21 protein-coding genes, 1 other RNA gene and 1 pseudogene are annotated in these 22,665 nt (G+C 73.6%); 11 read left to right on the top strand and 12 right to left on the bottom strand.

All coding sequences use genetic code 11. From position 1 onward, the window contains the following. Positions 1–19 precede the first annotated feature (19 nt). Positions 20–1,453, bottom strand: a complete 1,434-nt coding sequence (locus OG534_RS26030; protein WP_326591120.1) for an HtaA domain-containing protein — start codon at positions 1,451–1,453, stop codon at positions 20–22. Positions 1,454–1,570: 117 nt separating this feature from the next. Between OG534_RS26030 and OG534_RS26025 the strand changes: the two genes are divergently transcribed. From OG534_RS26025 to efeU, 5 genes and pseudogenes are all read left to right on the top strand, one after another. Next, on the top strand, positions 1,571–2,587 hold the full coding sequence (locus OG534_RS26025) for a heme/hemin ABC transporter substrate-binding protein (RefSeq protein ID WP_326591118.1): 1,017 nt from the start codon (positions 1,571–1,573) through the stop codon (positions 2,585–2,587). Positions 2,588–3,065: 478 nt separating this feature from the next. Then, a complete protein-coding gene (locus OG534_RS26020) occupies positions 3,066–4,142 on the top strand; it encodes a FecCD family ABC transporter permease (RefSeq protein WP_442807243.1) in 1,077 nt (358 codons plus the stop codon). Beyond that, a complete protein-coding gene (locus tag OG534_RS26015; RefSeq protein WP_442807155.1) occupies positions 4,139–5,044 on the top strand; it encodes a heme ABC transporter ATP-binding protein in 906 nt (301 codons plus the stop codon). The genes OG534_RS26020 and OG534_RS26015 overlap by 4 nt, the downstream gene beginning before the upstream one ends. 56 nt (positions 5,045–5,100) lie before the next feature. After that, positions 5,101–5,433 (top strand): annotated as a pseudogene (locus OG534_RS26010) (deferrochelatase/peroxidase EfeB); the annotation flags it as partial. Positions 5,434–5,467: 34 nt separating this feature from the next. Next, on the top strand, positions 5,468–6,316 hold the full coding sequence (gene efeU / locus OG534_RS26005; RefSeq protein ID WP_326593845.1) for an iron uptake transporter permease EfeU: 849 nt from the start codon (positions 5,468–5,470) through the stop codon (positions 6,314–6,316). A gap of 46 nt (positions 6,317–6,362) precedes the next feature. On the opposite strand, the gene OG534_RS26000 is transcribed toward efeU, so the two are convergent. The 3 genes from OG534_RS26000 to OG534_RS25990 all read right to left on the bottom strand — a co-directional run bounded on the left by OG534_RS26000 (position 6,363) and on the right by OG534_RS25990 (position 8,732). After that, entirely contained in the window at positions 6,363–6,926 is a 564-nt protein-coding gene (locus OG534_RS26000; protein ID WP_326591114.1) for a GNAT family N-acetyltransferase, read from the bottom strand. Positions 6,927–7,053: 127 nt separating this feature from the next. Continuing rightward, positions 7,054–7,917: a PhzF family phenazine biosynthesis protein gene (locus OG534_RS25995; protein ID WP_326591113.1), complete on the bottom strand. Its 864-nt coding sequence runs from the start codon at positions 7,915–7,917 to the stop codon at positions 7,054–7,056. Positions 7,918–7,970: 53 nt separating this feature from the next. After that, a complete protein-coding gene (locus tag OG534_RS25990) occupies positions 7,971–8,732 on the bottom strand; it encodes an SDR family oxidoreductase (protein ID WP_326591112.1) in 762 nt (253 codons plus the stop codon). A 109-nt stretch (positions 8,733–8,841) separates the two neighbouring features. Here OG534_RS25990 and OG534_RS25985 point away from each other — a divergent pair, with 109 nt between their 5' ends. Both OG534_RS25985 and OG534_RS25980 read left to right on the top strand, forming a co-directional pair. Further along, a complete protein-coding gene (locus tag OG534_RS25985) occupies positions 8,842–10,143 on the top strand; it encodes a Bcr/CflA family multidrug efflux MFS transporter (protein WP_326591111.1) in 1,302 nt (433 codons plus the stop codon). 201 nt (positions 10,144–10,344) lie between these two features. Continuing rightward, on the top strand, positions 10,345–11,358 hold the full coding sequence (locus tag OG534_RS25980; RefSeq protein ID WP_326591110.1) for a small ribosomal subunit Rsm22 family protein: 1,014 nt from the start codon (positions 10,345–10,347) through the stop codon (positions 11,356–11,358). 7 nt (positions 11,359–11,365) lie between these two features. On the opposite strand, the gene OG534_RS25975 is transcribed toward OG534_RS25980, so the two are convergent. Beyond that, positions 11,366–12,319 (bottom strand): IS481 family transposase, encoded by a 954-nt coding sequence (locus OG534_RS25975; RefSeq protein WP_326586481.1) that lies wholly within the window; start codon positions 12,317–12,319, stop codon positions 11,366–11,368. Positions 12,320–12,439: 120 nt separating this feature from the next. After that, positions 12,440–13,315: a dimethylargininase gene (ddaH, locus tag OG534_RS25970; protein ID WP_442807242.1), complete on the bottom strand. Its 876-nt coding sequence runs from the start codon at positions 13,313–13,315 to the stop codon at positions 12,440–12,442. Between the two features lie 75 nt (positions 13,316–13,390). Between ddaH and OG534_RS25965 the strand changes: the two genes are divergently transcribed. Together OG534_RS25965 and OG534_RS25960 are read left to right on the top strand one after the other, a co-directional pair. Then, positions 13,391–14,002 carry a TetR/AcrR family transcriptional regulator gene (locus OG534_RS25965; protein ID WP_326591107.1) on the top strand — a complete coding sequence of 204 codons (612 nt, stop codon included), beginning with the start codon at positions 13,391–13,393 and terminating at the stop codon, positions 14,000–14,002. A gap of 170 nt (positions 14,003–14,172) precedes the next feature. Beyond that, positions 14,173–14,922, top strand: coding sequence for a bifunctional DNA primase/polymerase (locus OG534_RS25960; protein ID WP_326591106.1), 750 nt, complete (start codon positions 14,173–14,175; stop codon positions 14,920–14,922). A 110-nt stretch (positions 14,923–15,032) separates the two neighbouring features. Here the strand turns inward: OG534_RS25960 and yaaA are convergent, their stop codons facing one another. Next, positions 15,033–15,836 (bottom strand): peroxide stress protein YaaA, encoded by an 804-nt coding sequence (gene yaaA / locus OG534_RS25955; protein WP_326591104.1) that lies wholly within the window; start codon positions 15,834–15,836, stop codon positions 15,033–15,035. A 102-nt stretch (positions 15,837–15,938) separates the two neighbouring features. On the opposite strand from yaaA, the gene OG534_RS25950 reads away from it, so the two are divergent. After that, entirely contained in the window at positions 15,939–17,381 is a 1,443-nt protein-coding gene (locus OG534_RS25950; RefSeq protein ID WP_326591103.1) for an RNB domain-containing ribonuclease, read from the top strand. Positions 17,382–17,478: 97 nt separating this feature from the next. Here OG534_RS25950 and OG534_RS25945 read toward each other — a convergent pair whose 3' ends face one another. Beyond that, positions 17,479–18,306: a hypothetical protein gene (locus tag OG534_RS25945; protein WP_326591102.1), complete on the bottom strand. Its 828-nt coding sequence runs from the start codon at positions 18,304–18,306 to the stop codon at positions 17,479–17,481. Further along, positions 18,303–19,037: a MerR family transcriptional regulator gene (locus OG534_RS25940; protein ID WP_326591100.1), complete on the bottom strand. Its 735-nt coding sequence runs from the start codon at positions 19,035–19,037 to the stop codon at positions 18,303–18,305. Before OG534_RS25940 ends, OG534_RS25945 begins: the two co-directional genes overlap by 4 nt. A gap of 77 nt (positions 19,038–19,114) precedes the next feature. Between OG534_RS25940 and rnpB the strand changes: the two genes are divergently transcribed. Then, positions 19,115–19,516, top strand: an RNA gene (rnpB, locus tag OG534_RS25935) — RNase P RNA component class A. A gap of 91 nt (positions 19,517–19,607) precedes the next feature. Here the strand turns inward: rnpB and OG534_RS25930 are convergent. The 3 genes from OG534_RS25930 to OG534_RS25920 are packed head-to-tail and all read right to left on the bottom strand — an operon-like array spanning position 19,608 to position 22,599. Then, positions 19,608–21,002, bottom strand: a complete 1,395-nt coding sequence (locus tag OG534_RS25930) for a bifunctional RNase H/acid phosphatase (RefSeq protein ID WP_326591099.1) — start codon at positions 21,000–21,002, stop codon at positions 19,608–19,610. Next, positions 21,002–21,745 carry a zinc ribbon domain-containing protein gene (locus tag OG534_RS25925; protein ID WP_326593843.1) on the bottom strand — a complete coding sequence of 248 codons (744 nt, stop codon included), beginning with the start codon at positions 21,743–21,745 and terminating at the stop codon, positions 21,002–21,004. Before OG534_RS25925 ends, OG534_RS25930 begins: the two co-directional genes overlap by 1 nt. Further along, positions 21,742–22,599: a Nif3-like dinuclear metal center hexameric protein gene (locus OG534_RS25920; protein WP_326591098.1), complete on the bottom strand. Its 858-nt coding sequence runs from the start codon at positions 22,597–22,599 to the stop codon at positions 21,742–21,744. The genes OG534_RS25925 and OG534_RS25920 overlap by 4 nt, the downstream gene beginning before the upstream one ends. Between the last annotated feature and the right edge of the window lie 66 nt (positions 22,600–22,665).

The raw sequence follows: 22,665 nt of genomic DNA, 5'->3' as shown, positions 1-22,665 counted from the left end.
CGAGGGCGGGGGCGGGGCTTTACTGCGGTGCGTCGGTGGGCGCGGCCTCGGGGGCGGCCGCGTCCGGGCCCGCGGCCGCTGCCGGGGCAGCTGCCGTACGACGCTTGCGGAACACCAGGAAGGCGCCGCCACCGGCCAGGACCAGGACGGCCACGGCCAGGGCGATGAAGAGCCCGGTGCCGGAAGAGGAGCCGGCCTTCGCGGTGGGAGCGGGCTCGGCGGCCGGCGACGCGGGTGCGGGCGAGGCCGTGGAGCCCAGGTCGGGCAGGGCCGGCAGCTGGGCGGTGGAGTCCAGGGCGATCGCGAGCGAGACGGGGTCCATCTCGGTGCCGGCCTTGTACATGGAGTTGAAGGCCTGGGAGCCGCCCTCGGTGAGGGTGGCGGGGGCTTCGGTGAGCGTGGCGAGCTTGCCCTCGGTCTTCAGGCCCTTGGCGTCGAACTCCACCAGCGCGACGGCGTTCTTGGTCTGGCCGCCGGTGGTGACGTCCGCGGACAGGACGCCCTTGCCGTTCTCCACCTTCACGCCGACCTTGCCGAGCGTCAGGTCCAGGTGGGCGCCGGTGAACTGGACGGTGCCGGCGAAGGCCGCGTCAAGCGTGCCTTTCGCGCCGTCGTACGCGCCCTTGCCCTGCGGGAAGCGGAACAGCGCGCCGCCGTCCTGGGCGCCCTCGGCGAGGGTCCACTTGCCCTGGCCGACCGAACCGGTGACGTACTCGCGGAAGGTGCGGCGCACCCCCCAGTCGACGGCGGCGTCGGTGAAGGCGCCCTGCGCCTGCGGGGTCTCGGCCGTGGCACCCGGCTGCGCGGTGGCCGACGGCGAGGGCTGCGCGGAGGGGGCGGACTTGACGTCGGCGGAGAGCGAGACGGGGTCGAGCTGCGCACCGGCCGCATAGTAGCCGGCGAAGGCCTTGGCGCCCTGGGCGGTGAGGGTGGCGGGGATGTTCGTCAGGGCCAGCGGGCTGGCGCCGCCCTTCATGTTGACGCCGCCGAGGCCGAGCGTCGCGAACGGCACCCGGGACTGGTTGCTGACCGCGCCGGTGTCCTTGGCCTTGCTGGAGACGTCGACGTACAGGGTGCCGCTACCGCCGCTGATCTTGACGGTGGGGTTGCTGACGGTCATGTCCAGCTCGTGGACGCCGTCGGGCTTCTGGTGGCCCTGGAAGGTCACACCGCCCGAGTAGGAGGCCTCGAAGGTGCCGGTGTCCGGGTCGTAGGAGCCGGCGGCCGAGTGGAAGCGGAACAGGCTGCCGCCGACCGTGGCGGCCCCGCTCTTCAGCTTGAAACTGCCTTTTGCGATCGGACCGGTGACATAACTCTGGAAAGACGATTTGATACCCCAGTCGAGTCGACCCCCCTGTACGGTGCCCGCTCGGGCGGCGGTCGCCGGGAGCAGGGCTCCCAGCAGAGCCGCCAACAGGGTGACGGCGAACGCACGGACGGGTCTCGTGGGCATGAATGCCCCCTCCAAGGGTCTAGCAAGCAAGGTTAGGCTAACCTAAGCTACCATCAGGCCGGATGAGAACCCCCCGGTCCCCAGAACCTTCAGTCGGACGATCAGGACGGTGCCTTCGTGCCTACGCCCGCCGCGTCACACCGCTTTCCCCGTCTCGCCCTTGCCGCGGCAACACTGGCATTCGCGCTGACGGCCTGCGGAGGTACGGCCGCCAACCCGAGCCCATCCACCCCCACTCGGGCCGCCGCCCCGGACCGGGTGGAACCGCTCGCCGCGGTCCCCGTTCCCGCGCTGCCGGTGACCGTGCCCTCGGCCGACGGCGCCCAGGTCACGGTCGCCTCCGCGGACCGGGTGGTCCCGCTGACCGGCAGCCTCAACGAGATCGTCCACACGCTGGGCCTCGGCAAGCAGGTCGTCGCCCGCGACATCACGGCCACCTTCGAACAGGCCGCCCAGCTGCCGGTGGTGACACGTGGCCACGACGTCTCCGCGGAGAGCGTGCTCTCCCTGCGCCCGACGCTGGTGCTGGCGGAGACCACCAGCGGTCCCGCGGAAGCGATTCAGCAGATCCGTGACGCCGGCATCCCCGTCCTGGTCATCGCCCCCGCCAAAGCACTGGACGACGTACCGAAGCGGATCGACGCGGTGGCCTCGGCGCTCGGCGTCAAGGAGGCCGGCACCCAGCTGAACCAGCGCACCGCCGACCGGATCGCCGCCGTCCGCAAGGACATTCCGGCTGCCTCGAAGAAGCAGCCCCGGGTGGCCTTCCTCTACTTGCGCGGCACCGCGTCCGTCTACCTCCTCGGCGGATCGGACTCCGGCGCCGCCTCCCTGCTGGAGGCGGCCGGCGCGGTCGACACCGGCAAGGAGTCCGGCCTCGGCAAGGACTTCACCCCCATCACCAGCGAGGCCCTGGCGGCCGCCGCGCCGGACGCGATCCTCGTCATGTCCAAGGGCCTCGAATCGGTCGGCGGCGTCGACGGCCTGGTCAAGATCCCGGGCGTCGCGCAGACCCCGGCCGGCATGGACCGCCGCGTGGTCGCGGTCGACGACGGCGTCCTGCTCAACTACGGCCCCCGCACCGACCAGGTGCTGTCCACCCTGATCGCCCAGCTCTACGGCAAGGCCGCCTGAGGTGACCCTCCACGAACCCGAAGCCGGTGGCCTCGCCGGCCGGAACGCAGCAGGATCGCCGTCGCCGGACATCACCGGCCCCAACGGGGCCGGGAGCATGCCGGAGAGATCCCCACAGCCCGCCGACTCCGACGAAGTCGGGAGCGTGCCGCAGCAATCTGCCGCCGGTTCCGACGGGGTCGGGAGTGTGCCGGGGCGATCCCCGCAGGGCGCCGAACGCAACCACCCCGCGCCCTCCGGCCCCCCGCCACGTTCGGCGCCCGAGGAGACGCCCCGGCGCGCGCCCGGCCCCGGCGGAACCGGCCCTACCACCACGGCCCTGCCGAAGGCAACCGGCACGGACCCCGCCGGAACCGGCCCCACCACAACGGCCCTGCCGAAGGCAACCGGCACGCCCGGCCCCGCCCGAACCGGCCCCACCACAACCACCCTGCCGGAGGCAACCGGCCCCGCCGGAACCGGCCCCACCACGCCCGCCCTGCCGGAGGCAACCGGCCCCGCCACAGCCGGATCCGTCAAGCAGCGGCGCAGCCGAAGGGCCCCGCTGCTCACCGCCGCGCTCACCGCGACCCTGCTCCTCCTCGCCCTGCTCTCCGCAGGAGTCGGCGCCTACGACATCCCCCTCGGCGACGTACTCGCCTCCGTCCAGCACCACCTGGGCCTCGGCGGCGCCCCCCTCGACCGGGTCGGCGAGAGCGTGCTGTGGAACGTACGCCTCCCCCGCGTCGTCCTCGCCCTGCTCGTCGGCGCCAGCCTCGGCTGCGCGGGCGCCCTCATGCAGGGCGTCTTCGGCAACCCCCTCGCCGAACCCGGCGTCATCGGGATCTCGGCCGGCGCCGCCGTCGGCGCGGTCGCCGCCATCGGCCTCGGCCTCAGTTTCTTCGGCAACTGGACCATCACCGTCTGCGCGTTCGTCGCGGGCCTGATCACCGTCAGCGCCGTCTACCTCCTCTCCCGCAACGGCGGGAAGACCGAGGTCGTCACGCTCATCCTCACCGGCATCGCCGTCAACGCCTTCGCCGGCGCCCTCATCGGCCTGTTCGTCTTCTTCGCGGACAGCGGCCAGGTCAACCAGATCACCTTCTGGCAGCTCGGCTCCCTCGCCCAGGCCACCTGGCCCAAGGTGCTCGCCGTCCTCCCCTGCGCCCTCGCCGGCCTGCTCGTCGCCCCCCTCTACGCCCGCCGGCTCGACCTGCTCGCACTCGGCGAACGGCCCGCCCGCCACCTGGGCATCGACGTGGAACGGCTGCGCCTCGCCCTCATCCTGGTCGTCGCGCTGCTCACCGCCGCCGCCGTCGCCGTCGCCGGCGTCATCACCTTCATCGGCCTGCTCGTCCCGCACCTGCTGCGGATGGCCAACGGCCCCGGCCACCGCTTCCTGGTCCCCGGCAGCGCCCTCGCCGGCGCCGTGGTCCTGGTCGGCGGCGACCTCGCCGCCCGGACCCTCGCCCAGCCGGCCGAGCTGCCGCTCGGCGTCCTGACCGCTCTGATCGGCAGCCCGTTCTTCTTCTGGCTGCTGCGCCGCACCCGCCGCAAGCAAGGAGGTTGGGCGTGACCAGCAAGCTGACCGGGCTGCTCACCCGCACGCGCAGGACCGTCCCGGCCCGGCCCGCCCCGGGTGACGCCTTCGCCGAAGTCGTCGGCCTGCACGTCCGGCTGGGGCAGCGCGAGGTCCTCGCCGGCATCGACCTGACCGCCCGCGCCGGTGAGGTGCTGGCCCTGGTCGGCCCGAACGGCGCGGGCAAGTCAACCCTGTTGGCCGCGCTCGCCGCCGACCTGCCCGCCGCCTCCGGGGTGATCCGGATCGACGGCCGCCCGGTGGGCGACTGGAGCGCCCCGGACCTCGCGCTGCGCCGCTCCGTGCTGCCCCAGTCGGCCGCGCTGTCCTTCCCCTTCCCGGTGGAGGACGTCGTACGGATGGGCCGCGCGCCCTGGGCCGGCACCCCCTTCGCCGAGGGCGACGACCGGGCGGTGGCCGCCGCCATGGCCGCCACGGAGGTCACTGACTTCGCCGCGCGCCCCTTCTCCGCCCTCTCCGGCGGTGAGCGGGCCCGGGTCGCGCTGGCCCGCGTACTGGCCCAGCGGGCCCCGCTGCTACTGCTCGACGAGCCCACCGCCGCACTCGACCTGCGCCACCAGGAACTCGTGCTGCGCATCTGCCGGGAGCGGGCCGAGGCCGGCGACGCGGTCGTCGTCGTCCTGCACGACCTGGGGCTGGCCGCCGCCTACGCGGACCGGGCCGCCGTCCTGCACGACGGGCGGATCGCCGCGGACGGGCCGCCCGCCGAGGTGTTCGAGGACGCTCTGCTCAGCCGGGTCTACCGGCAGCCGGTCGAGGTACTCCCGCACCCGCGCACCGGGGCCCCGCTCGTGGTCCCCGTACGCGGAGCCGCACCGGCCACGCCGTCCGCACCGTCCGAACAGTGGCCCGCGGAGCCGGGTTTGACCGCGATTTGACCCGTCCATGGGATGGCCGTGGAGGGTCCGTGACAGGGCCGTGTCCGGCCCGGAAACGTGAGAGCGAGCGCTACGAGCCCTTCCTGAAGGCGATGAAGCCGGAGGCGCACGTCCGTCTCGCGCACCCGGACACCAACAACGGCGCGATGATGCTGCGCCGCGGCTACTCCTTCACCGACGGCACGGACGGCCTGGGCCGCCTCGACGCGGGCCTGTTCTTCCTCGCCTATCAGCGGGACGTGCGCAAGGGCTTCGTCCCGGTGCAGCGCAGCCTGGCGAAGTCCGACGTCCTCAACGAATACATCCAGCACGTGGGTTCGGCCGTCTTCGCCGTCCCGCCGGGCGTCCGCGACCAGGACGACTGGTGGGGCCGGACGCTGTTCGCGTAGTCCCCGTCACAGAGCCCGGAGAGGAATGACCGCCGTGTTCGGCAACTATCTGATCGGCCTGCGCGAGGGGCTGGAGGCCAGCCTGGTCGTCTGCATCCTCGTCGTGTACCTGGTGAAGACCGGGCGCCGGGACGCCCTGCGTCCGGTGTGGCTCGGCATCGCCATCGCCTGCGCGATCTCGCTCGCCTTCGGCGCGATGCTCGAATTCGGCACCCAGGAGCTGACCTTCGAGGCACAGGAGCTGCTGGGCGGCGGCCTGTCGATCGTCTCCGTGTGCCTGGTGACGTGGATGGTCTTCTGGATGAAGCGCACCGCGCGCCATCTGAAGGCCGAGCTGCACGGCAAGCTCGACGCGGCGCTGGCCATGGGCACCGGCGCACTGGTCGCCACCGCCTTCCTGGCCGTCGGCCGCGAGGGGCTGGAGACCGCGCTGTTCGTGTGGGCGTCGGTACGGGCCAGCGGCGAGGGCTCCTCGGCGCCGCTGATCGGCGTGCTGCTGGGGATCGCCACGGCGGTCGTGCTGGGGTACCTCTTCTACCGGGGCGCCTTGACGATCAATCTGGCGAAGTTCTTCCAGTGGACCGGCGGCATGCTGGTGGTCGTGGCCGCGGGCGTGCTCGCGTACGGCATCCACGACCTCCAGGAGGCCCGCTTCCTGGGCGGCCTGGCCGACAAGGCCTTCGACGTCAGCGCGGCCGTCCCGCCGGACAGCTGGTACGGAACCGTGCTCAAGGGCGTCTTCAACTTCCAGCCGGACCCCACCGTCCTGCAGCTCACGGTGTGGGCGCTGTACGTGGTCCCCGTGCTGGTGCTGTTCCTCGTCGACCGCCGCCGCCCGGCCGGGGCGCAGGCGCAGCCCGCGGACGCCGCGCCCGCCGGCTGACCGGCGGGGCGGCGGGGCGGCGGGGCGGGTCCCTCGCAGGCGGCCGTCACCACAGCCGGTCGACGGGTCCGGAGTGGAGCGGGACCCGGACCCCGGTGAAGGCCTCGCGGTCCCGGTCCGCGGTGTCCGTGAAGAAGGCCGCCAGCACCGCCTTGTCGAAGCCCGGGGCGTCGGTGGCCAGCGGCTCCCCGGGGGTCCCGCCCACCAGCACCGTGCCGGGCAGCTGCGCGAAGCCGGCCGCCTCGTAGAACGGCGCCAGCGGTCGGTCGCAGCTGAACAGCGCCACGTCCACGGCCGGGTCCGCCGCCAGTTCGGCGTGCGCCGCGGCGACCAGCCGGCCGCCGAGCCCGCGGCCGCGCAGCTCCGGCCGGGTGACGACCGCGCTGAGTCCGGCCGCCCGGTACGTCCGCCCGGCGAGCGGGATCTCCTTGTACAGCAGGGCCAACGCGGCGGCGACCGCCCCGGCCCCGTCCACCAGCAGCATCACCCGCGGGGCGAGCGCCGGATCGTGGCCCGGGGCGGACCCCGGCCACACCCCCGCCTCCAGCACGGCCACCTGCCGGGCCAAGGCCGCGGGCACCTCCGCCTCGACAAAGCCGAGCACACGCATCCTGGGACTCACCTCCGGCCTCCGCCGAGGAACGTCCAGCCCCGCCGGCGTTTGAGGCGCGGGGGTCCCGGGGCGGAGCCCCCGGGAGCGGGGCCGCACGGGCGCGGGTGCGTGCCGGTGTACGCGCTCACGCGATCCGTACGGCTTCGCCACCCACCCGCACCCGCGCCTCCCCCTCGCGCAGTTCCACCGTGAGCACGCCCGGGCGGCCCAGGTCCTCGCCCTGGTGGAGGGTGAGCACGGCGTCCGCCGGAATCAGGCCGAGCTCCCGGGCGTACGCCCCGAAGGCGGCCGCGGCGGCTCCCGTGGCCGGGTCCTCCACGACGCCGCCGACCGGGAAGGGGTTCCGTACGTGGAACTCCGCCGGACCCGCCCGGAACACGAGCTGGACCGTGGTGAGGTCCAGGCGCCGCATCAGGGCCTCCAGCCGGGCGAAGTCGTACGCGAGGTCCGCGAGCCGGGCCCGGGTCCCGGCGCCGAGCACCAGGTGCCGGGCCCCGGCGTAGGCGATCCTGGGCGGGAACGCCGGGTCCAGGTCGGCCTGCGGCCAGTCCAGCGCGGCCAGCGCCTCGGCGAGGTCGGCGGCGCCGATCTCCTCGGTGTGCGGCTCGACGCTGGTCAGCGTGGCCCGCAGCCGCCCGTCCTCGGAGGTGACGGACACCGGCACGGTCCCCGCCCGGGTGGCGAACAGCAGCTCCCCCGGCCCGATCCGCTCCGCCAGCGCCACGGCGGTGGCCACGGTCGCGTGCCCGCAGAACGGGACCTCCGCCTTCGGACTGAAGTAGCGCACGGTGAAGGACCGCCCCTGCTCGCCGCCGAGCCCCTCGGGCGGCGCGGTCAGGAAGGCCGTCTCGCTGTATCCCAGCCCGGCGGCGATCGCCAGCATCGCGTCCGCGTCCAGCCCGGCCGCGTCGGGCACGACCCCGGCGGGGTTGCCGCCGTCCGGGTCGCGGGAGAAGGCGGTGTAGCGCAGTACCTCGATATCGGTCATGCGGTCATGATCGTCGCCCCGCCCGCGCCCTGGCAACGGGGTTTGGCCACGGCTCAGCCGCGGCCGATGTACGGCATCGACGTCGCCATCACCGTCGCGAACTGCACGTTCGCCTCCAGCGGCAGCTCCGCCATGTGCAGGACCGTGCGGGCCACGTCGGCGGCGTCCATCACCGGTTCGACGGCCAGCTGCCCGTTGGCCTGGAGGATGCCGGTCTGCATCCGCTCGGTCATCTCGGTCGCCGCGTTGCCGATGTCAATCTGGCCGCAGGCGATCCGGTACGGCCGCCCGTCCAGCGACAGGGACTTCGTCAGGCCCGTCATCGCGTGCTTGGTCGCGGTGTAGGCGACGGAGTGAGGGCGCGGCACGTGCGCCGAGATGGAGCCGTTGTTGATGATGCGGCCGCCCTGCGGGTCCTGCTGCTTCATCTGCCGGAAGGCGGCCTGCGCGCAGAGGAAGGCACCGGTCAGGTTGACGTCCACGACCGAGCGCCAGGCCTCGTAGGTGAGGTCCTCCAGTGCGACCCCGCCCGGCCCGAAGGTTCCCGCGTTGTTGAAGAGCAGGTCGAGGCGTCCGTACCGGGTGCGTACCGACTCGAACAGCCCAGCCACGTCGTCCGGATCGCTCACGTCCGCCCGTACGCACAGCACGTCCGCGCCGGCCCCGGCCGCCGCGGCGGTCTCCTCCAGCGGCTCGGTCCGGCGGCCGGCCACGGCCACGGCCCATCCCGCCGCGGCCAGGGTCAGGGCCACGGAGCGGCCGATCCCGGAGCCGGCACCGGTCACCACCGCGATCTTCTTCGTACTTTCGTCCATGGGGCCGCAGGGTACGTCACAGCACGCTCCGGTCCCGGGACGTTCCGATTGCTGAGAGCATGGGTCGGTCAGGGGTGCACAAAAGCAGATGAGAAGACTGGAGTTCCGCATGCCGGAGAGAGGCCCCGCGACGGCACCCTCGCACGACTCGTCGCCCGAATCGCCCTCCGCCCCCACCACCAAGGCGCCCCTGACGGCCGCACGCCGCACGGGCCTGCTCGTCACCTTCATACTCGGCGGGCTCTCCGCCCTCCCGCCGCTGTCCATGGACATGTACCTGCCGGCCCTGCCGCAGGTCACCGACGTCCTGAACAGCCCGGCCGCGACGATCCAGCTCACCCTGACCGCCTGTCTCGCCGGCATGGCCCTGGGCCAGCTCGTCATCGGCCCGATGAGCGACCAGTGGGGCCGCCGCCGGCCCCTGCTCACCGGCATGGTCGTCTACGTCCTGGCCACCGCGATGTGCGCCCTCGCCCCGACCGCGGAGCTGCTGATCGCCTTCCGGCTGCTCCAGGGCCTGGCCGGCGCCGCCGCCGTCGTCATCGCACGGGCCGTCGTACGCGACCTGTACGACGGGGACGAGATGGCCCGCTTCTTCTCCACCCTGATGCTCATCTCCGGGGCCGCCCCGATCGTCGCCCCGCTCATCGGCGGCCAGGTGCTCCGCTTCTCCGACTGGCGCGGGGTGTTCGTCGTCCTCACCGCCATCGGCGCGGTGCTCACCCTGCTGGTCTGGCGCCGGCTCGACGAGACCCTGCCGCCCGAGCGGCGGCACACCGGCGGCGTCGGCTCCGCGCTGCGGACCATGCGCGGCCTGCTCGGCGACCGCGTGTTCACCGGCTACACCCTGACCGGCGGCTTCGCCTTCGCGGTGCTCTTCTCCTACATCGCCGCCTCACCCTTCGTGATGCAGGAGATCTACGGGGCTTCGCCGCAGTCCTTCGCGCTGCTCTTCGGCCTCAACTCCGTCGGCCTGATCGCCGTCGGCCAGATCAACGGCAAGCTGCTGGTCGGCCGGGTCAGCCTGGACAAGGCCCTGGCCGTGGGGCTCGCGACCGTCCTGACCGCCGCGGTGTCCCTGCTGCTGATGTCGACCGGGGTGTTCGGGGAGGTCGGGCTGGTCCCGATCGCGGCCGCGCTGTTCGTGCTGATGTCGGCGATGGGCATCGTGCTGCCGAACACCAACGCACAGGCCCTGATGCGGACCCCGCACGCGGCCGGCTCGGCCTCGGCGCTGCTCGGCACCTCCTCGTTCCTGGTCGGCGCGATCGCCTCACCCCTGGTCGGCATCGCGGGCGAGCACACGGCGGTCCCGATGGCGATCGTCCAGCTCTCCTGCGCCCTCCTGGCCCTGACCACCTTCCTCACCCTCTGCCGCCCCTGGCAGAGCCGCAGCGTTTCCGCAGCCTGAACAACTCCCTCACCTCCACCAACCAACCCAGCCCCACCCAAATCCAGCCCCGCCGGCGTTTGAGGCGCTCTTTCAGCCTCGCCGGCGTTTGAGGCGCGGGGCCCGGGGCGGAGCCCCGATCTTTGAGCCCCGCCGGCGATTGAGGCGCGGGGTCCGGGGCCGAGCCCCGGGCCTCCCCCAGCCGCGCCGTAAACTTCCCAGGTGAACGCCTCCACCCCCACCTCCGCCGAAACCCTCCGCACGGCCCTCGGCGGCCTCCTCGACGGCCTCCCCCCGAAGCAGGCCGCGTCCGCCGTCGAACGCCTCATCGCCAACTACCGGGGGCGGACCCCCACCGACGCACCCGTGCTCCGCGACCGCTCCGACGTGGCGGCGTACGCGGCGTACCGGATGCCGGCCACCTTCGAGGCCGTACGGGCCGCCCTGGACGCGCTGGCCGAGGCGGCGCCCGACTGGGCACCGGGCTCGCACGTGGACGTGGGCGGCGGCACCGGCGCCGCGACCTGGGCGGTGGACGCCACGTGGGACGGCCCGCGGGAGACCACCGTGCTGGACTGGGCGGAGCCGGCGCTGGCCCTCGGCCGGGAACTGGCGGCGGCCTCCCCCTCGGAGGCGCTGCGCGGGGCCGAGTGGCGGCGGGCCGTCATCGGCGCGGGGCTGAACCTCCCCGACGCCGACCTGGTGACGGTGTCGTACGTACTCGGCGAGCTGAACCCCGCGGCGCGCACGGCCGTCGTCGCCGAGGCGGCGCGGGCCGGCCGGGCCGTGGTGCTCATCGAGCCGGGCACGCCCGAGGGGTACCTGCGCATCCGCGAGGCACGCGACCAGCTGCTCGAGGCCGGGCTGCGGGTCGCCGCCCCGTGCCCGCACGACGGGACCTGCCCGATCGAGGTGGGTCAGGACTGGTGCCACTTCTCGGCGCGGGTCAGCCGCTCCTCCCTGCACCGGCAGGTCAAGGGCGGCTCGCTGCCGTACGAGGACGAGAAGTTCAGCTACGTCGCCGCGACCCGCTTCCCGACGGAGCCGGCCGCCTCCCGGATCACACGGAGGCCGCAGATCCGGAAGGGGCTCGTCCTGCTGGAACTGTGCGGTCCCGAGGAGGGCGACGGGTCAGGCCTGACCCGGGTCAACGTGACCAAGCGCCACGGGGACCTCTACAAGGCCGCGCGGGACGCCGACTGGGGCCAGGCCTGGCCGCCCTCGCAGGAGGGCTAGGCCGGCCCTAGGTGTATTGCCCTGTGAGGTTGGGGACGCGGCTGGCGGGTGGTTTGCCTGCGAGCGCGGTGTGTCCGCGGTGGTGATTGTAGGTGTGCAGCCAGCCGGGGAAAGCGTCGCGTCGTTCCTGCTCTGACCGGTAGGGGCGGGCATAGGCCCATTCCTCCAGCAGGGTGCGGTTGAGGCGTTCGACTTTGCCGTTGGTCTGGGGCCGGTAGGGCCGGGTTCGCTTGTGGGTGATCCCGGCCGCCGCCAGGGTGTCGCGCCAGGCGTGGGACTTGTAGCAGGCGCCGTTGTCGGTCAGGACGCGTTCGACGGTGATCCCGCAGCCGGTGAAGAACGCCTGGGCCCGGGTCCAGAAGCCGGCGGCGGTCTCCTTCTTCTCGTCGGCCAGGATCTCGCTGTAGGCGAGGCGGGAGTGGTCGTCGACGGCGGTGTGGATGTAGCTGTAGCCCGTGCCGGACCTGGTCTTGCGGCCTGCCTGTCGGCCGAGAGCCCTGTGGCCGCCGCCGTCAGGGATGTTGCCGAGCTTCTTGATGTCGACGTGGACGAGTTCGCCGGGCTTGGGTCGTTCGTAGCGTCGTATGACGCGGCCGGTGGCCCGGTCCAGATGGGACAGGCGGGCCAGGCCGAACCGGGTCAGCACCCGGTGCACGGTTGAGGGCACCAGGCCGAGCAGGTGGGCGATGCGGGCGGGTCCCCACCTGCGCAGGACGCGGACCTTGATGATCCGGCGTTCGGTGCGGGTCGGGGTCCGGCGCGGGCTGTTGTGCGGGCGGGAAGACCGGTCGTGCATGCCCGCGTCGCCGAGCGTTCGGTAGCGGTCGGCCCACCGCTGGGCGGTCGTCGGGGAGACCTGGAAGCGTTCGGCTGCCCGGCGGTGGGTCCAGCCGTCCTCGACCACGCAGCGGGCAAGCCGCAGCCGTCCGGTCTCGGTCAGGGGTGCATTACGGTGGGGCATGAGGGCCTTCCGGTCGGTGTAGACGTCGCAATCCACACCAAACCCGGAAGGCCCTCACCCGTTCAAGATCCCCCAGCCGAGACCTGCATCACCCGTCCACAACCTCCCGGGGCATTACACCTAGGGCCGCAGCTCCTGGGTGCAGCACTTCACGCTGCCGCCGCCCTTGAGGAGTTCACCCAGGTCCATCGGGACCGGTTCGAAGCCCCGGTCCCGCAGCGGCGCCAGCAGTCCGGTCGCCGCCTGCGGGAGCACCACGTGCCGGCCGTCGGACACCGCGTTCAGCCCGAGGGCCGCCGCGTCCTGGCCGTCCGCGATCAGCGCGTCGGGGAAGAGGCGCCTGAGCACGCCCCGGCTGCCGGGTGAGAAGGCGTCCGGGTAGTACATGACCTCGTCGCCGTCGAGGACGCTGAGCGCCGTGTCCAGGTGGTAGTAGCGCGGGTCCACCAGGTCGAGGCCGATGACCGGGCGGCCGAAGAACTCCTGGGCCTCGTCGTGCGAGAGCGGGCTGGAGCGGAAGCCCCGGCCGGCCAGGATGTAGCTGGCGGTGACGGCGAAGTCGCCCTCGCCCTCGTTGACGTGGGACGGCTCGTGGATGTGCTGGTACCCGTGGCTGCGGAACCAGTCGAGGTGGATCTCCGCCTCGCCGGCCCGTTCCGGGTAGGCGAACCGGGCCCCGAGCACCCGGCCGTCGACGACGAGGGCGCCGTTGGCCGCGAAGACCATGTCGGGCAGTCCGGGGTCGGGGGTCAGGGTCTCGACGGTGTGGCCGAGGGCGCGGTAGCGGTCCCTCAGGTCTTCCCACTGGGCGTGTGCGAGGGGCAGGTCCACCGGTTTCGTGGGATCCATCCACGGGTTGATGGAGTACGTGACCTTGAAGTGTGCGGGTGGGCACATCAGGTAGCGCCGGGGTGTGGCGTCTCTGCGCAAAGAAGGCTCCTCACGACTTACACGACTCGGGACGAGTGCTGAAGAGAATCGTCTCTCCCCAACCAGGACAACACAGTGAACCGATTGGGTGGTTTACCCGACCATGAAAAGACGAGACGTCTCGCTTGATAGTTTCACGCCATGACCAAGACCCCTGACGCCACCCGACGCAGCGACCGCTCCCGGCGTGCCATCCTCGACGCCGCGCTCACCCTGGTCGGGGAGGTCGGCTACAACAAGCTGACCATCGAGGCCATCGCCGCCCGCGCGGGCGTCGGCAAGCAGACCATCTACCGCTGGTGGCCGTCGAAGGCCGCCGTCCTCCTCGACGCCTCGCTCGCCCTCGCCGGGGACGCGGAGACGGACTCCGAGTGGACCGGCTTCCCCGACACCGGGGACCTCGCCGCCGACCTGAAGCACGTACTGCGCGCGACGGTCGACGAGTTCAACGACGAGAAGTACGCGGCCCCCGCACGCGCCCTCACGGCGGCCGGGGCCACCGATCCCGAGCTCGGCGCCCGCTTCACCGAGCAGCTGCTGGAACCACAGCTCGCGCTGTACGAGACCCGGTTGCGCACCGCCCGGGAGGCCGGGCAGCTCGCGCCGGACACGGACCTGCGGCTGACGGTGGAGATGCTGCTCGGGCCTCTGACGTACCGCTGGCTGCTGCGCACCGCGCCCCTGACGCACGCATACACCGACGCGCTGGTGGACCGGGTGCTGGGCGGGGTGTCAAACGTCACCGCCCGCTGACCGGTCGACGACCGCCGGCCACCCGAGGACATTTGGCCTAATTGTGCGGTTATGCGGGGGATTTCGATCCGTCATCCGCAACCCCCCGGTCGCCGAACGCGGTCACCCGGGGCGCAGGATGGTGGGACGATGTGAAGGTCCGCCGGGGATACGGTGAGGTGAGGGGATAGATGGGGTCTGAGTCCGGCCGCGTCAAACGCGGCGAGCAGAGCAGGATTTCCCAGTGGCTGCGCCGGCGGCAGAAACCCATCGCCGAGGATCCCGGACGCGAGCGCGAGGCGCTCCTCCTGGCCGTCGCAGCGGCCGGTCTGCCGCTCGCCCCCGCCGCCCATCCCGTCGGCTACCGATGTTCGTGCGACCGGATCGGCTGTCCGACGCCCGCACGACATCCCGTCTCCTTCGCCTGGCAGACCCAGTCGACCACCGACCGCGCACAGGTCGAGCGATGGGCGCGCAACCAGCCCCAGGCCAACTTCATCACCGCGACCGGCATGGTCCACGACGTACTCGACGTCCCGCTGGAAGCCGGCGCCAACGCCCTCGCCCGACTGCTGGAGGCCGGCATCGACGTCGGCCCCGTCGCCGAGTCGGGCGGCACCGGCGAACAGGCCCGGATGCTCTTCTTCACCGCCACCCGCGGCACCCCCGAGGACGAGGACGAGTGGTGGCCGTGCGAACTGGACTGCCACCCCGAGACGATGGACGAGCACCCGGGCCTGCGCTGGCACTGCCGCGGCAGCTACGTCCTGGTCCCGCCCGCGGCCCTGCCCGGTGACCAGGCGGTGACCTGGCTGCGCGGCATGGAGCACCCGCTGCCGGACCCGCTCACCCTCCTGGAAACCCTGACGGACGCGTGCGCCGCCTATGCGGGCGCCGCCGACCGCACCCCGGCCAAGGTCGCCTGGCCCCTGGGCCGCTAGCCCCGGCGGGGCTGGATTCAGCCCCGCCTGCGTTTGAGGCGCGGGGTCCGGGGCGGCGCCCCGGCTACCGTGGCAGCGGTGTGCCTGGACGGCGCCCCGGCAATGGCCCGTCAGTGGTGGATCTGCGTCACGACCACATCGAGGGACCACGCCTTGCCCGGCTTCGCAGGGGCCTTCGCCTCGACCACGTAGCCCAGGTCCCGCAGGGCCGTCACCAGCTCCGCCGGCGCCCCGGGGACGGACCCCGCGAGCAGCAGGTCCCGCACCAGCCGCCCCTTCGTCGCCTTGTTGAAGTGGCTCACGACCGACCGCTTCTCCACCCCGTCCACCATCTGCGAGTGCAGCACCCGCACGGTCGCGGTCCGCCCCGCCACCTCCCCCTTCGGCTTCCAGGCGGCCCCGTACGCCGCCGACCGCAGGTCCAGCACCAGCCCGTCCCCGGCCGCCTCCGGCATGACCTCCGCCATCGGCCCCCGCCAGTACGCGCCGAGCGCGCCCAGCCCCGGCAGCTTCACGCCCATCGAGCAGCGGTACGAGGGGATCCGGTCGGTGATCCGCACCGCACCCCACAGCCCCGAGAAGACGAGCAGCGCGTCCTCGGCGCGCCCCCGCGCCGCCGCGGGCAGGTCGGCCAGGCCCAGCGCGTCGTAGAGCACGCCCGTGTAGACCTCGCCCGCCGGACGGGCCCCCGCCGTGCGCAGCACCACGTTCTTCGCGACCTCGCCCCGCAGGCCCTCGCTCAGGCCCAGCACCTCGCGCGCCTTCGGCTCGTCCGCCGCGCACAGCTCGACCAGTTCCTCCAGCACCGCCGCACGGGCCGCGGCCAGACCGGGCAGCGACAGCTCCTGCGGCTTCAGCGGTGCGCCGGAGCCGCCGGCGGCCTTTCCTTCGGACGGCGGCAGCAGCACGAGCACGGTGGATCTCCTTCAATACGACACGGCGCAGGGGATGCGGCCCCCGGGCCAGCGTAGACGGCTCGCCGTGCCGTCCGGGCCCACCGCCCCTACGCTCGACCCATGCCACGCCGTCAGATGCACATGACCGGCGCAGACGGGGCTGCTCTGCGGGCCGCGCTGCGTGAACTGCGGACGAAGCTGGAGGTGCCCGCGGAGTTCCCGGCGGCGGTCCTCGCGGAGGCGGAACACGCGGCCGCGCACCCCCGCCTCCCGGACTCGGACAGCACCGACATCCCCTTCTTCACCATCGACCCGCCGACGTCCGTCGACCTCGACCAGGCCATGCACCTGGCGAAGCGGCCCGCCGGCGGCTACCGGGTGCACTACGCCATCGCCGACGTCGCCGCCTTCGTCGCCCCCGGCGGCGCGCTCGACGCCGAGGCCCACCGCCGCGTGACGACCCTCTACTTCCCCGACGGGAGGGTCCCGCTGCACCCGGCCGTGCTCTCGGAGGGGGCGGCCAGCCTGCTGCCCGACCAGACCCGCCCCGCACTGCTGTGGCGGCTCGACCTGGATCCCGACGGCCGCGTCGAGACCGTCGACGTGCGCCGCACCCTGGTCCGCAGCCGGGCCAAACTCGACTACGACCGCGTCCAGAAGGCCATCGACACCGGAACGGCGGAGGAGCCCCTCGCCCTCCTGGCGGACATCGGCCGGCTCCGCGAGGCCCTCGAACAGGAGCGCGGCGGCATCTCGCTCAACGTGCCCGAGCAGGAGATCGTCGAGCACGACGGCAGGTACGCGCTGGCCTACCGCGCCCCGCTCCCGGCGGACGGCTGGAACGCGCAGATCTCCCTGATGACCGGTATGGCCGCGGCCGACCTGATGCTGGCCACCGGTACGGGCGTCCTGCGGACCCTGCCCAACGTCCCCGACGGCGCGGTCGGACGGCTGCGGCGGGCCGCGAAGGCCTTGCGGATCGACTGGCCGCACCACGTCCCGTACGCCGAACTCGTCCGCTCCCTCGACCCGCACCGCCCCGCCCACGCGGCCTTCCTCCAGGAGTGCACGGCCCTGCTGCGCGGCGCGGGCTACACCGCCTTCACCGGCGGCGACAGCCCCGACCCGGCGATCCACTCGGCGGTGGCGGCCCCGTACACCCACTGCACGGCGCCGCTGCGCCGGCTCGTCGACCGGTACACCGGCGAACTGTGCGTGGCGGCTGTGGCCGGGGCCGAACCCCCGCCGTGGGCGGTGGCGGCACTGGCGGCGCTCCCCGACACGATGGCGGACGGCAGCCGGCTGGCGAACACGGTGGAGCGGGAGTGCGTGGACCTCGTCGAGGCCGCCGTGCTGAAGGACCGCGTCGGGGAGACCTTCGAGGGCACGGTCATCGACGTCAAGGACCGCGAGCCCCTGGTGGGCACGGTCCACCTGGAGGACCCGGCGGTGGTCGGCCGGATCGAGTCCGCCGCGCGGGACCTGCCGCTGGGCGAACGCATCCGGGTCCGGCTGGCGGCGGCCGACCCGGGCACCGCGAAGATCCTCTTCGCCCCGGCCTGAGGCAGGCCCCCGGCTCGCCCCGGCCTGCCCCCGGCTCGCCCCGGCCTGCCCCCGGCTCGCCCCGGCCTGCCCCCGGCGCGCCCCGGCCTGCCCCCGGCTACGCGGGCTGCCGCAGGGCTCCGACCAGGGCGCGCGGGTCGTCCGCGTGGAAGCGGATGGTCCGCGCCTCTCCCACGGCGCCGAGCGGGCGGGTGAAGGGGAGGGGCCGGTTCAGCTCCAGGGTCACCGTGGTCTGGCTGCCGACGATGAGGTCGAGCACCCCGTCCTCGGACAGCGCGACCAGCCGGCCCTCCGGATAGCGGCGGTCCACCCGCACCGAGGCCACCGCGTCCGGCGGGACGACGAGGTCGAAGAGGGCGCCGTAGCGGATCCGCAGCGACCCGTCCGGGCGGACCACGTGCGGGCGGGTGACGCAGGCGGCGTGCAGGGCGAGCACGATCACGATCCCGTACACGTCGAGCACGAGCACCACCCGGTGGACCGCGGGCCAGGGGATGAGGAAGGCCAGCGCGACCGTCTCGACCACCGACACGAAGACCATCCCGTACATCATGGCCGTCTGCGGACCGGTGTACCCGGCGGCCAGGTCCCCGGGCCGCACCCCGTGCTTCCCGCGCACGATCCACCGGCCGAGGGAGGCGGTGGCGCGCAGCTCGTGCCGCAGCAGCCGCCGGACCTGGACCGGGACCACGGCCCGCAGCGCCGCCCGCCCGGCCTGCCCGGGTGCGGCGCCGCGGGCCCGCTCGGCGGCGTACAGCCGGCCCAGCACCCAGGCCTCCAGCAGGACCGCCCCGAGCACCAGCACCTCGGCGGCGGCCAGGGCCCACCCCGGCAGCCGGACCCCGGCCGCCAGGCACACCACGAGCGCCAGCTCCGCCGGAACGACGGCGGTGGCGGCGATCCGTGCCGCCCGTATCCCGCTCATCCCCTCCCCCTCTCCATGAACGCCTCCATCACCCGGCGGACGACCTCCGCCTGCGCGGGCGCGAACTCGGCGAGCAGCGCCTCCTTGAACCCGGCCACGACCACCCCGTCGGCGGGGACCGCCGCGAACACCTCGTCGGGGACGGCCGCCACCAGCTCCGCCGTCAGGGCGGGGATCCGCGGGTCGTCCACGGGGGCGTCGACCAGGGCGTCCAGCCGCTCGTACAGCGCGAGCACCACCGGATCGGCGGCCAGCGGCCCGAGCGCGGCGTAGATCTCCTCGCCGCCCGCGCCCGCGGCGTCGAGCAGGATCAGGTGCTCGCGGTCCATCGCGGCGGTCGGCGAGTCCGTCTGCGGCGCCTTCGCCAACAGCGCGGCGAGCGCCGGCGAGAGCGGCTCGCCCTCCCCCGGCCCTGCGGCGAGCAGCGCCGCGAGCCGCCTGCGCCGCTCCCCGATCTCGGCCTCCTGGCGGGCCAGGTCGGCGTCGAGCTCCTCGAGTACGTCGGCCAGTTCGCGCCCGGCGTCGTCCGCGAGGACGTCGCGCACCTCGTCGAGGCTGAGCCCGAGCTCGGTGAGCCGGCGCACGCGGGCCAGCAGGACGGCGTCACGGACGCTGTAGGCCCGGTATCCGTTGGGTCGCCGCTCCGGTTCCGGGAGCAGCCCGACATGGTGGTAGTGCCGGATCGCCCGGGTGGTGACCCCGACGAGCGCGGCGATCTCTCCGATCCGCATGCCCCCAGTAGAAACCCTGCCGCTGCGTCAAGGTCAAGCCGTCACGGCACAGCCGGTAACATGGTCGCCACGGCAGACGAGTCGGCCGGGCGGCCGCGTCGGGATCTCCGGATCCCGCCGAGGAACGTCCGGGCTCCACAGAGCAGGGTGGTGGGTAACGCCCACCCGGGGTGACCCGCGGGACAGTGCCACAGAAAACAGACCGCCGGGGGCTTCGGCCCTCGGTAAGGGTGAAACGGTGGTGTAAGAGACCACCAGCGCCTGAGGTGACTCAGGCGGCTAGGTAAACCCCACCCGGAGCAAGGTCAAGAGGATCCGTCCCCGGACGGGTCTGCGCGGACGATCGAGGGCTGCTCGCCCGAGTTCGCGGGTAGACCGCACGAGGCCGGTGGCAACACCGGCCCTAGATGGATGGCCGTCTCCCCGGCGACCGCGAGGTCACCGGGCGACAGAACCCGGCGTACAGGCCGGCTCGTCTGCCGTCACACACGAGAGAAGGACCCCCGCCCGTGGGCGGGGGTCCTTCCTCGTATCTGCCTCGTATGTGCCTCGTATGTGACCGGCGCGTGCCTAGCGCAGGTGCGAGGTGTCGTTCAGCAGGCGGACCGAGGCGTTGCCGTCCGCGTAGTAGGCCACCGCCGAGAGGGACGCCGCCGAGAGTTCCATGCGGAACAGGGCTTCCGGCGGGGCGCCCAGGGCGAGGCGGACCAGGATCTTGACCGGGGTCACGTGGGTGACCAGCAGGACCGTGCGGCCCGCGTGCGCGGCCAGCAGGCGGTCGCGGGTGGCCGAGATCCGGCGGGTGGCGGCCATGAAGCTCTCGCCGCCGCCCGTGGGGGCCGCCTTCGGGGAGTCCAGCCACGCCTGGAGGTCGTCCGGGAAGCGTTCCCGCACCTCGGCGAAGGTCAGGCCCTCCCAGGCGCCGAAGTCCACCTCGCGCAGGCCCTCCTCGACCGTCACGGTGAGGCCGAGGCGGTCGGCGACGGCCTGCGCGGTCTCACGGCAGCGGCGCAGCGGGGAGCTGACGACCGTCTGCACGGTGCCGCGGGCAGCCAGCGCCTCGGCCACGGCGGCGGCCTGGCGGCGGCCGGCCGGGGACAGCTCGGGGTCCGAACCGCCGCTGCCGGAGAAGCGCTTCTGCGGGGTGAGGGCGGTCTCGCCGTGGCGCAGCAGCACGAAGGTGGCCGGCGCCCCCATGTCGGGGCCCCAGCCCTGGCCGCCCGCGGGGGCGGCCGACGCGGCGGCCGCCGGCGACGCCGCCGTCGCCGGCGTCTCGGAGTCGAGGCACGGCTCGATCGTGGCGGCGTCTTCCAGGGCGCCGGGCAGGGCCTCGGCGTCCGCGAACAGCGTGTCGGCGAGGTCCGGGGACACCGTGGCACCGCTCCGGCCGCCCGCACCCGCACCCGTACCGGAGGCGGCGGCCAGGGCCGCCCGTACGGCCGCAGCACCGGCGACCGCGTCCCCCGGAGGGCCCTGCGGCTCGGCCAGGGACCGCGCCGCGCCGTGGTCGAGGGCGGCCGTGGAGGCCGACGGCTCCCACTGCCTGCCGCGCTTGCCCGCGTCCATCGCCTCGTTCGCGAGCCGGTCCGCGTGCTTGTTCTTCTCGCGCGGGATCCACTCGTACGTCACCTGGGCGCGCGGCAGGATCCTCGCGGCCTCGGCGGCGAGCGGCTTCATGTCCGGGTGCTTGATCTTCCAGCGGCCCGACATCTGCTCGACGACGAGCTTCGAGTCCATCCGGACCAGGACCTGCGCGTCCGACGCGAGGTCACGGGCCGCCGCGAGCCCGGCGATCAGGCCCTTGTACTCCGCCACGTTGTTCGTCGCGACGCCGATGTACTCGGCGCGCTCGGCCAGCGTCTCGCCCGTCGCCGGGTCGAGGACGACCGCGCCGTACCCGGCCGGCCCCGGGTTGCCCCGGGACCCGCCGTCCGCCTCCACGACGAACCGGACAGGCCTCGGCATCAGATGCCCGAGTCGGCCGTACGGACCAGGATGCGGCCGCAGTTCTCGTGACGGACGATCCGGTCGCGGGCCGCGGCCTTGATCTCGTTCACCTCGGCCATGTCGAGCTCCAGCCGGCAGCCCTCGCAGCGGCGCTGGTACAGGCGCGCGGCGCCGACCCCGCCCTGCTTGACGCGGATCTTCTCGTACAGGGCCATCAGGTCGGTCGGCATGGACCCGACGATGACCTCGCGGTCCTTGGTGATCTTCGCGACCTCGGCGTCGATCTCGGCGGTGGCCGCGTCACGGCGCGCGGTGGCGTCCGTCGTCTTGGCCTCCAGGGCGGAGACCCGCTCGGTCAGCTCGGTGACGCGCTCCTGCGCGCCCTCCAGACGCTCCATGACCTCCAGGACCACGTCCTCCAGGTCGCCCTGACGCTTGGCGAGGGAGACGACCTCGCTCTGCAGGTTCGCCAGGTCCCGGGCCGAGATGCCCACGCCGGAGTCCAGCCGCTGCTGGTCGCGGACCGCGCGCTGACGCACCTGGTCGACGTCCTGCTCCGCCTTGGTCTGCTCGCGCGCGGTGTCGCTCGCCTGGGTCTGGGCGGCGACGAGCAGGTCGCGCTGCTGCGTCAGGTCCTTGGTGAGCGAGTCGAGCTCGGCGTGCTCGGGCAGCGACTTGCGCTTGTGGGCGAGCTGAGACAGCCGGACGTCCAGGGCCTGGACGTCGAGAAGTCGGATCTGGTCGGCGGGCTCGGCGTTCAGTTGGGGGCTCCAGGGATAGAAGGGGGTGTGACGGACGGCGCGTGCGCCGTCCACGGGTCGGTGACCGTGCGCGAGACGTGGGTCCGCAGACCCCAGCCGTGGCGCTCGGAGATCGCGTCGAGCTGCGCGGCGGCCTGCTCGCACCAGGGCCACTCGGTGGCCCAGTGCGCGGCGTCGACGAGGGCGAGCGGACTCTGCTCGCGGGCCTCGGACACCGGGTGGTGGCGCAGATCGGCGGTCAGGAAGACGTCCACGCCGGCGGCGCGGGCGTGCTCGAAGAGGCTGTCGCCGGAACCGCCGCTGACGGCGACGCGGCGGATCATCGCGTCCGGGTCGCCGGCCGTGCGGATGCCCTGGGCGGTCGGCGGCAGCCAGGCCGCGGCGCGGGCGGCGAACTCGCGCAGGGTCTCGGGGTGGTCCAGTTCGCAGATCCGGCCGAGGCCGCGGCGGCCCTCCGGGTCGCTCGCGTCGGGCACCAGCGGGCCGGTGATCCGCAGATCCAGGGCGCCGGCGAGGGCGTCGGAGACTCCGGGGTCGGCGGTGTCGGCGTTGGTGTGGGCCACGTGCAGCGCGATGTCGTTCTTGATCAGCGTGTGCACGACGCGGCCCTTGAAGGTGCCGGCCTCGACGGTGGTGGTACCCCGCAGATAGAGGGGGTGGTGGGTGACGATCAGGTCGGCGCCCAGTTTCACCGCTTCGTCGGCGATGTCCTGGACGGGGTCCACGGCGAACAGGACGCGGGTGACCTCGGCATCGGGGTCGCCGCAGACGGTGCCGACGGCATCCCACTGCTCGGCCCGCGAGGGGGGCCAGAGAGCGTCCAGCGCGGCGATGACTTCAGAGAGACGGGGCACGGGCCAAGGCTACCGTCCGGGGCGACCTTCCCGGTCAGGACCGCCCGGCCCGAGCCGACGCCCGGG

Origin of the sequence: Streptomyces sp. NBC_01294, from assembly GCF_035917235.1 — a bacterium.
Classification (GTDB): Bacteria; Actinomycetota; Actinomycetes; order Streptomycetales; family Streptomycetaceae; genus Streptomyces; species Streptomyces caledonius.
This window is presented reverse-complemented; position numbering and strand designations above follow the sequence as displayed.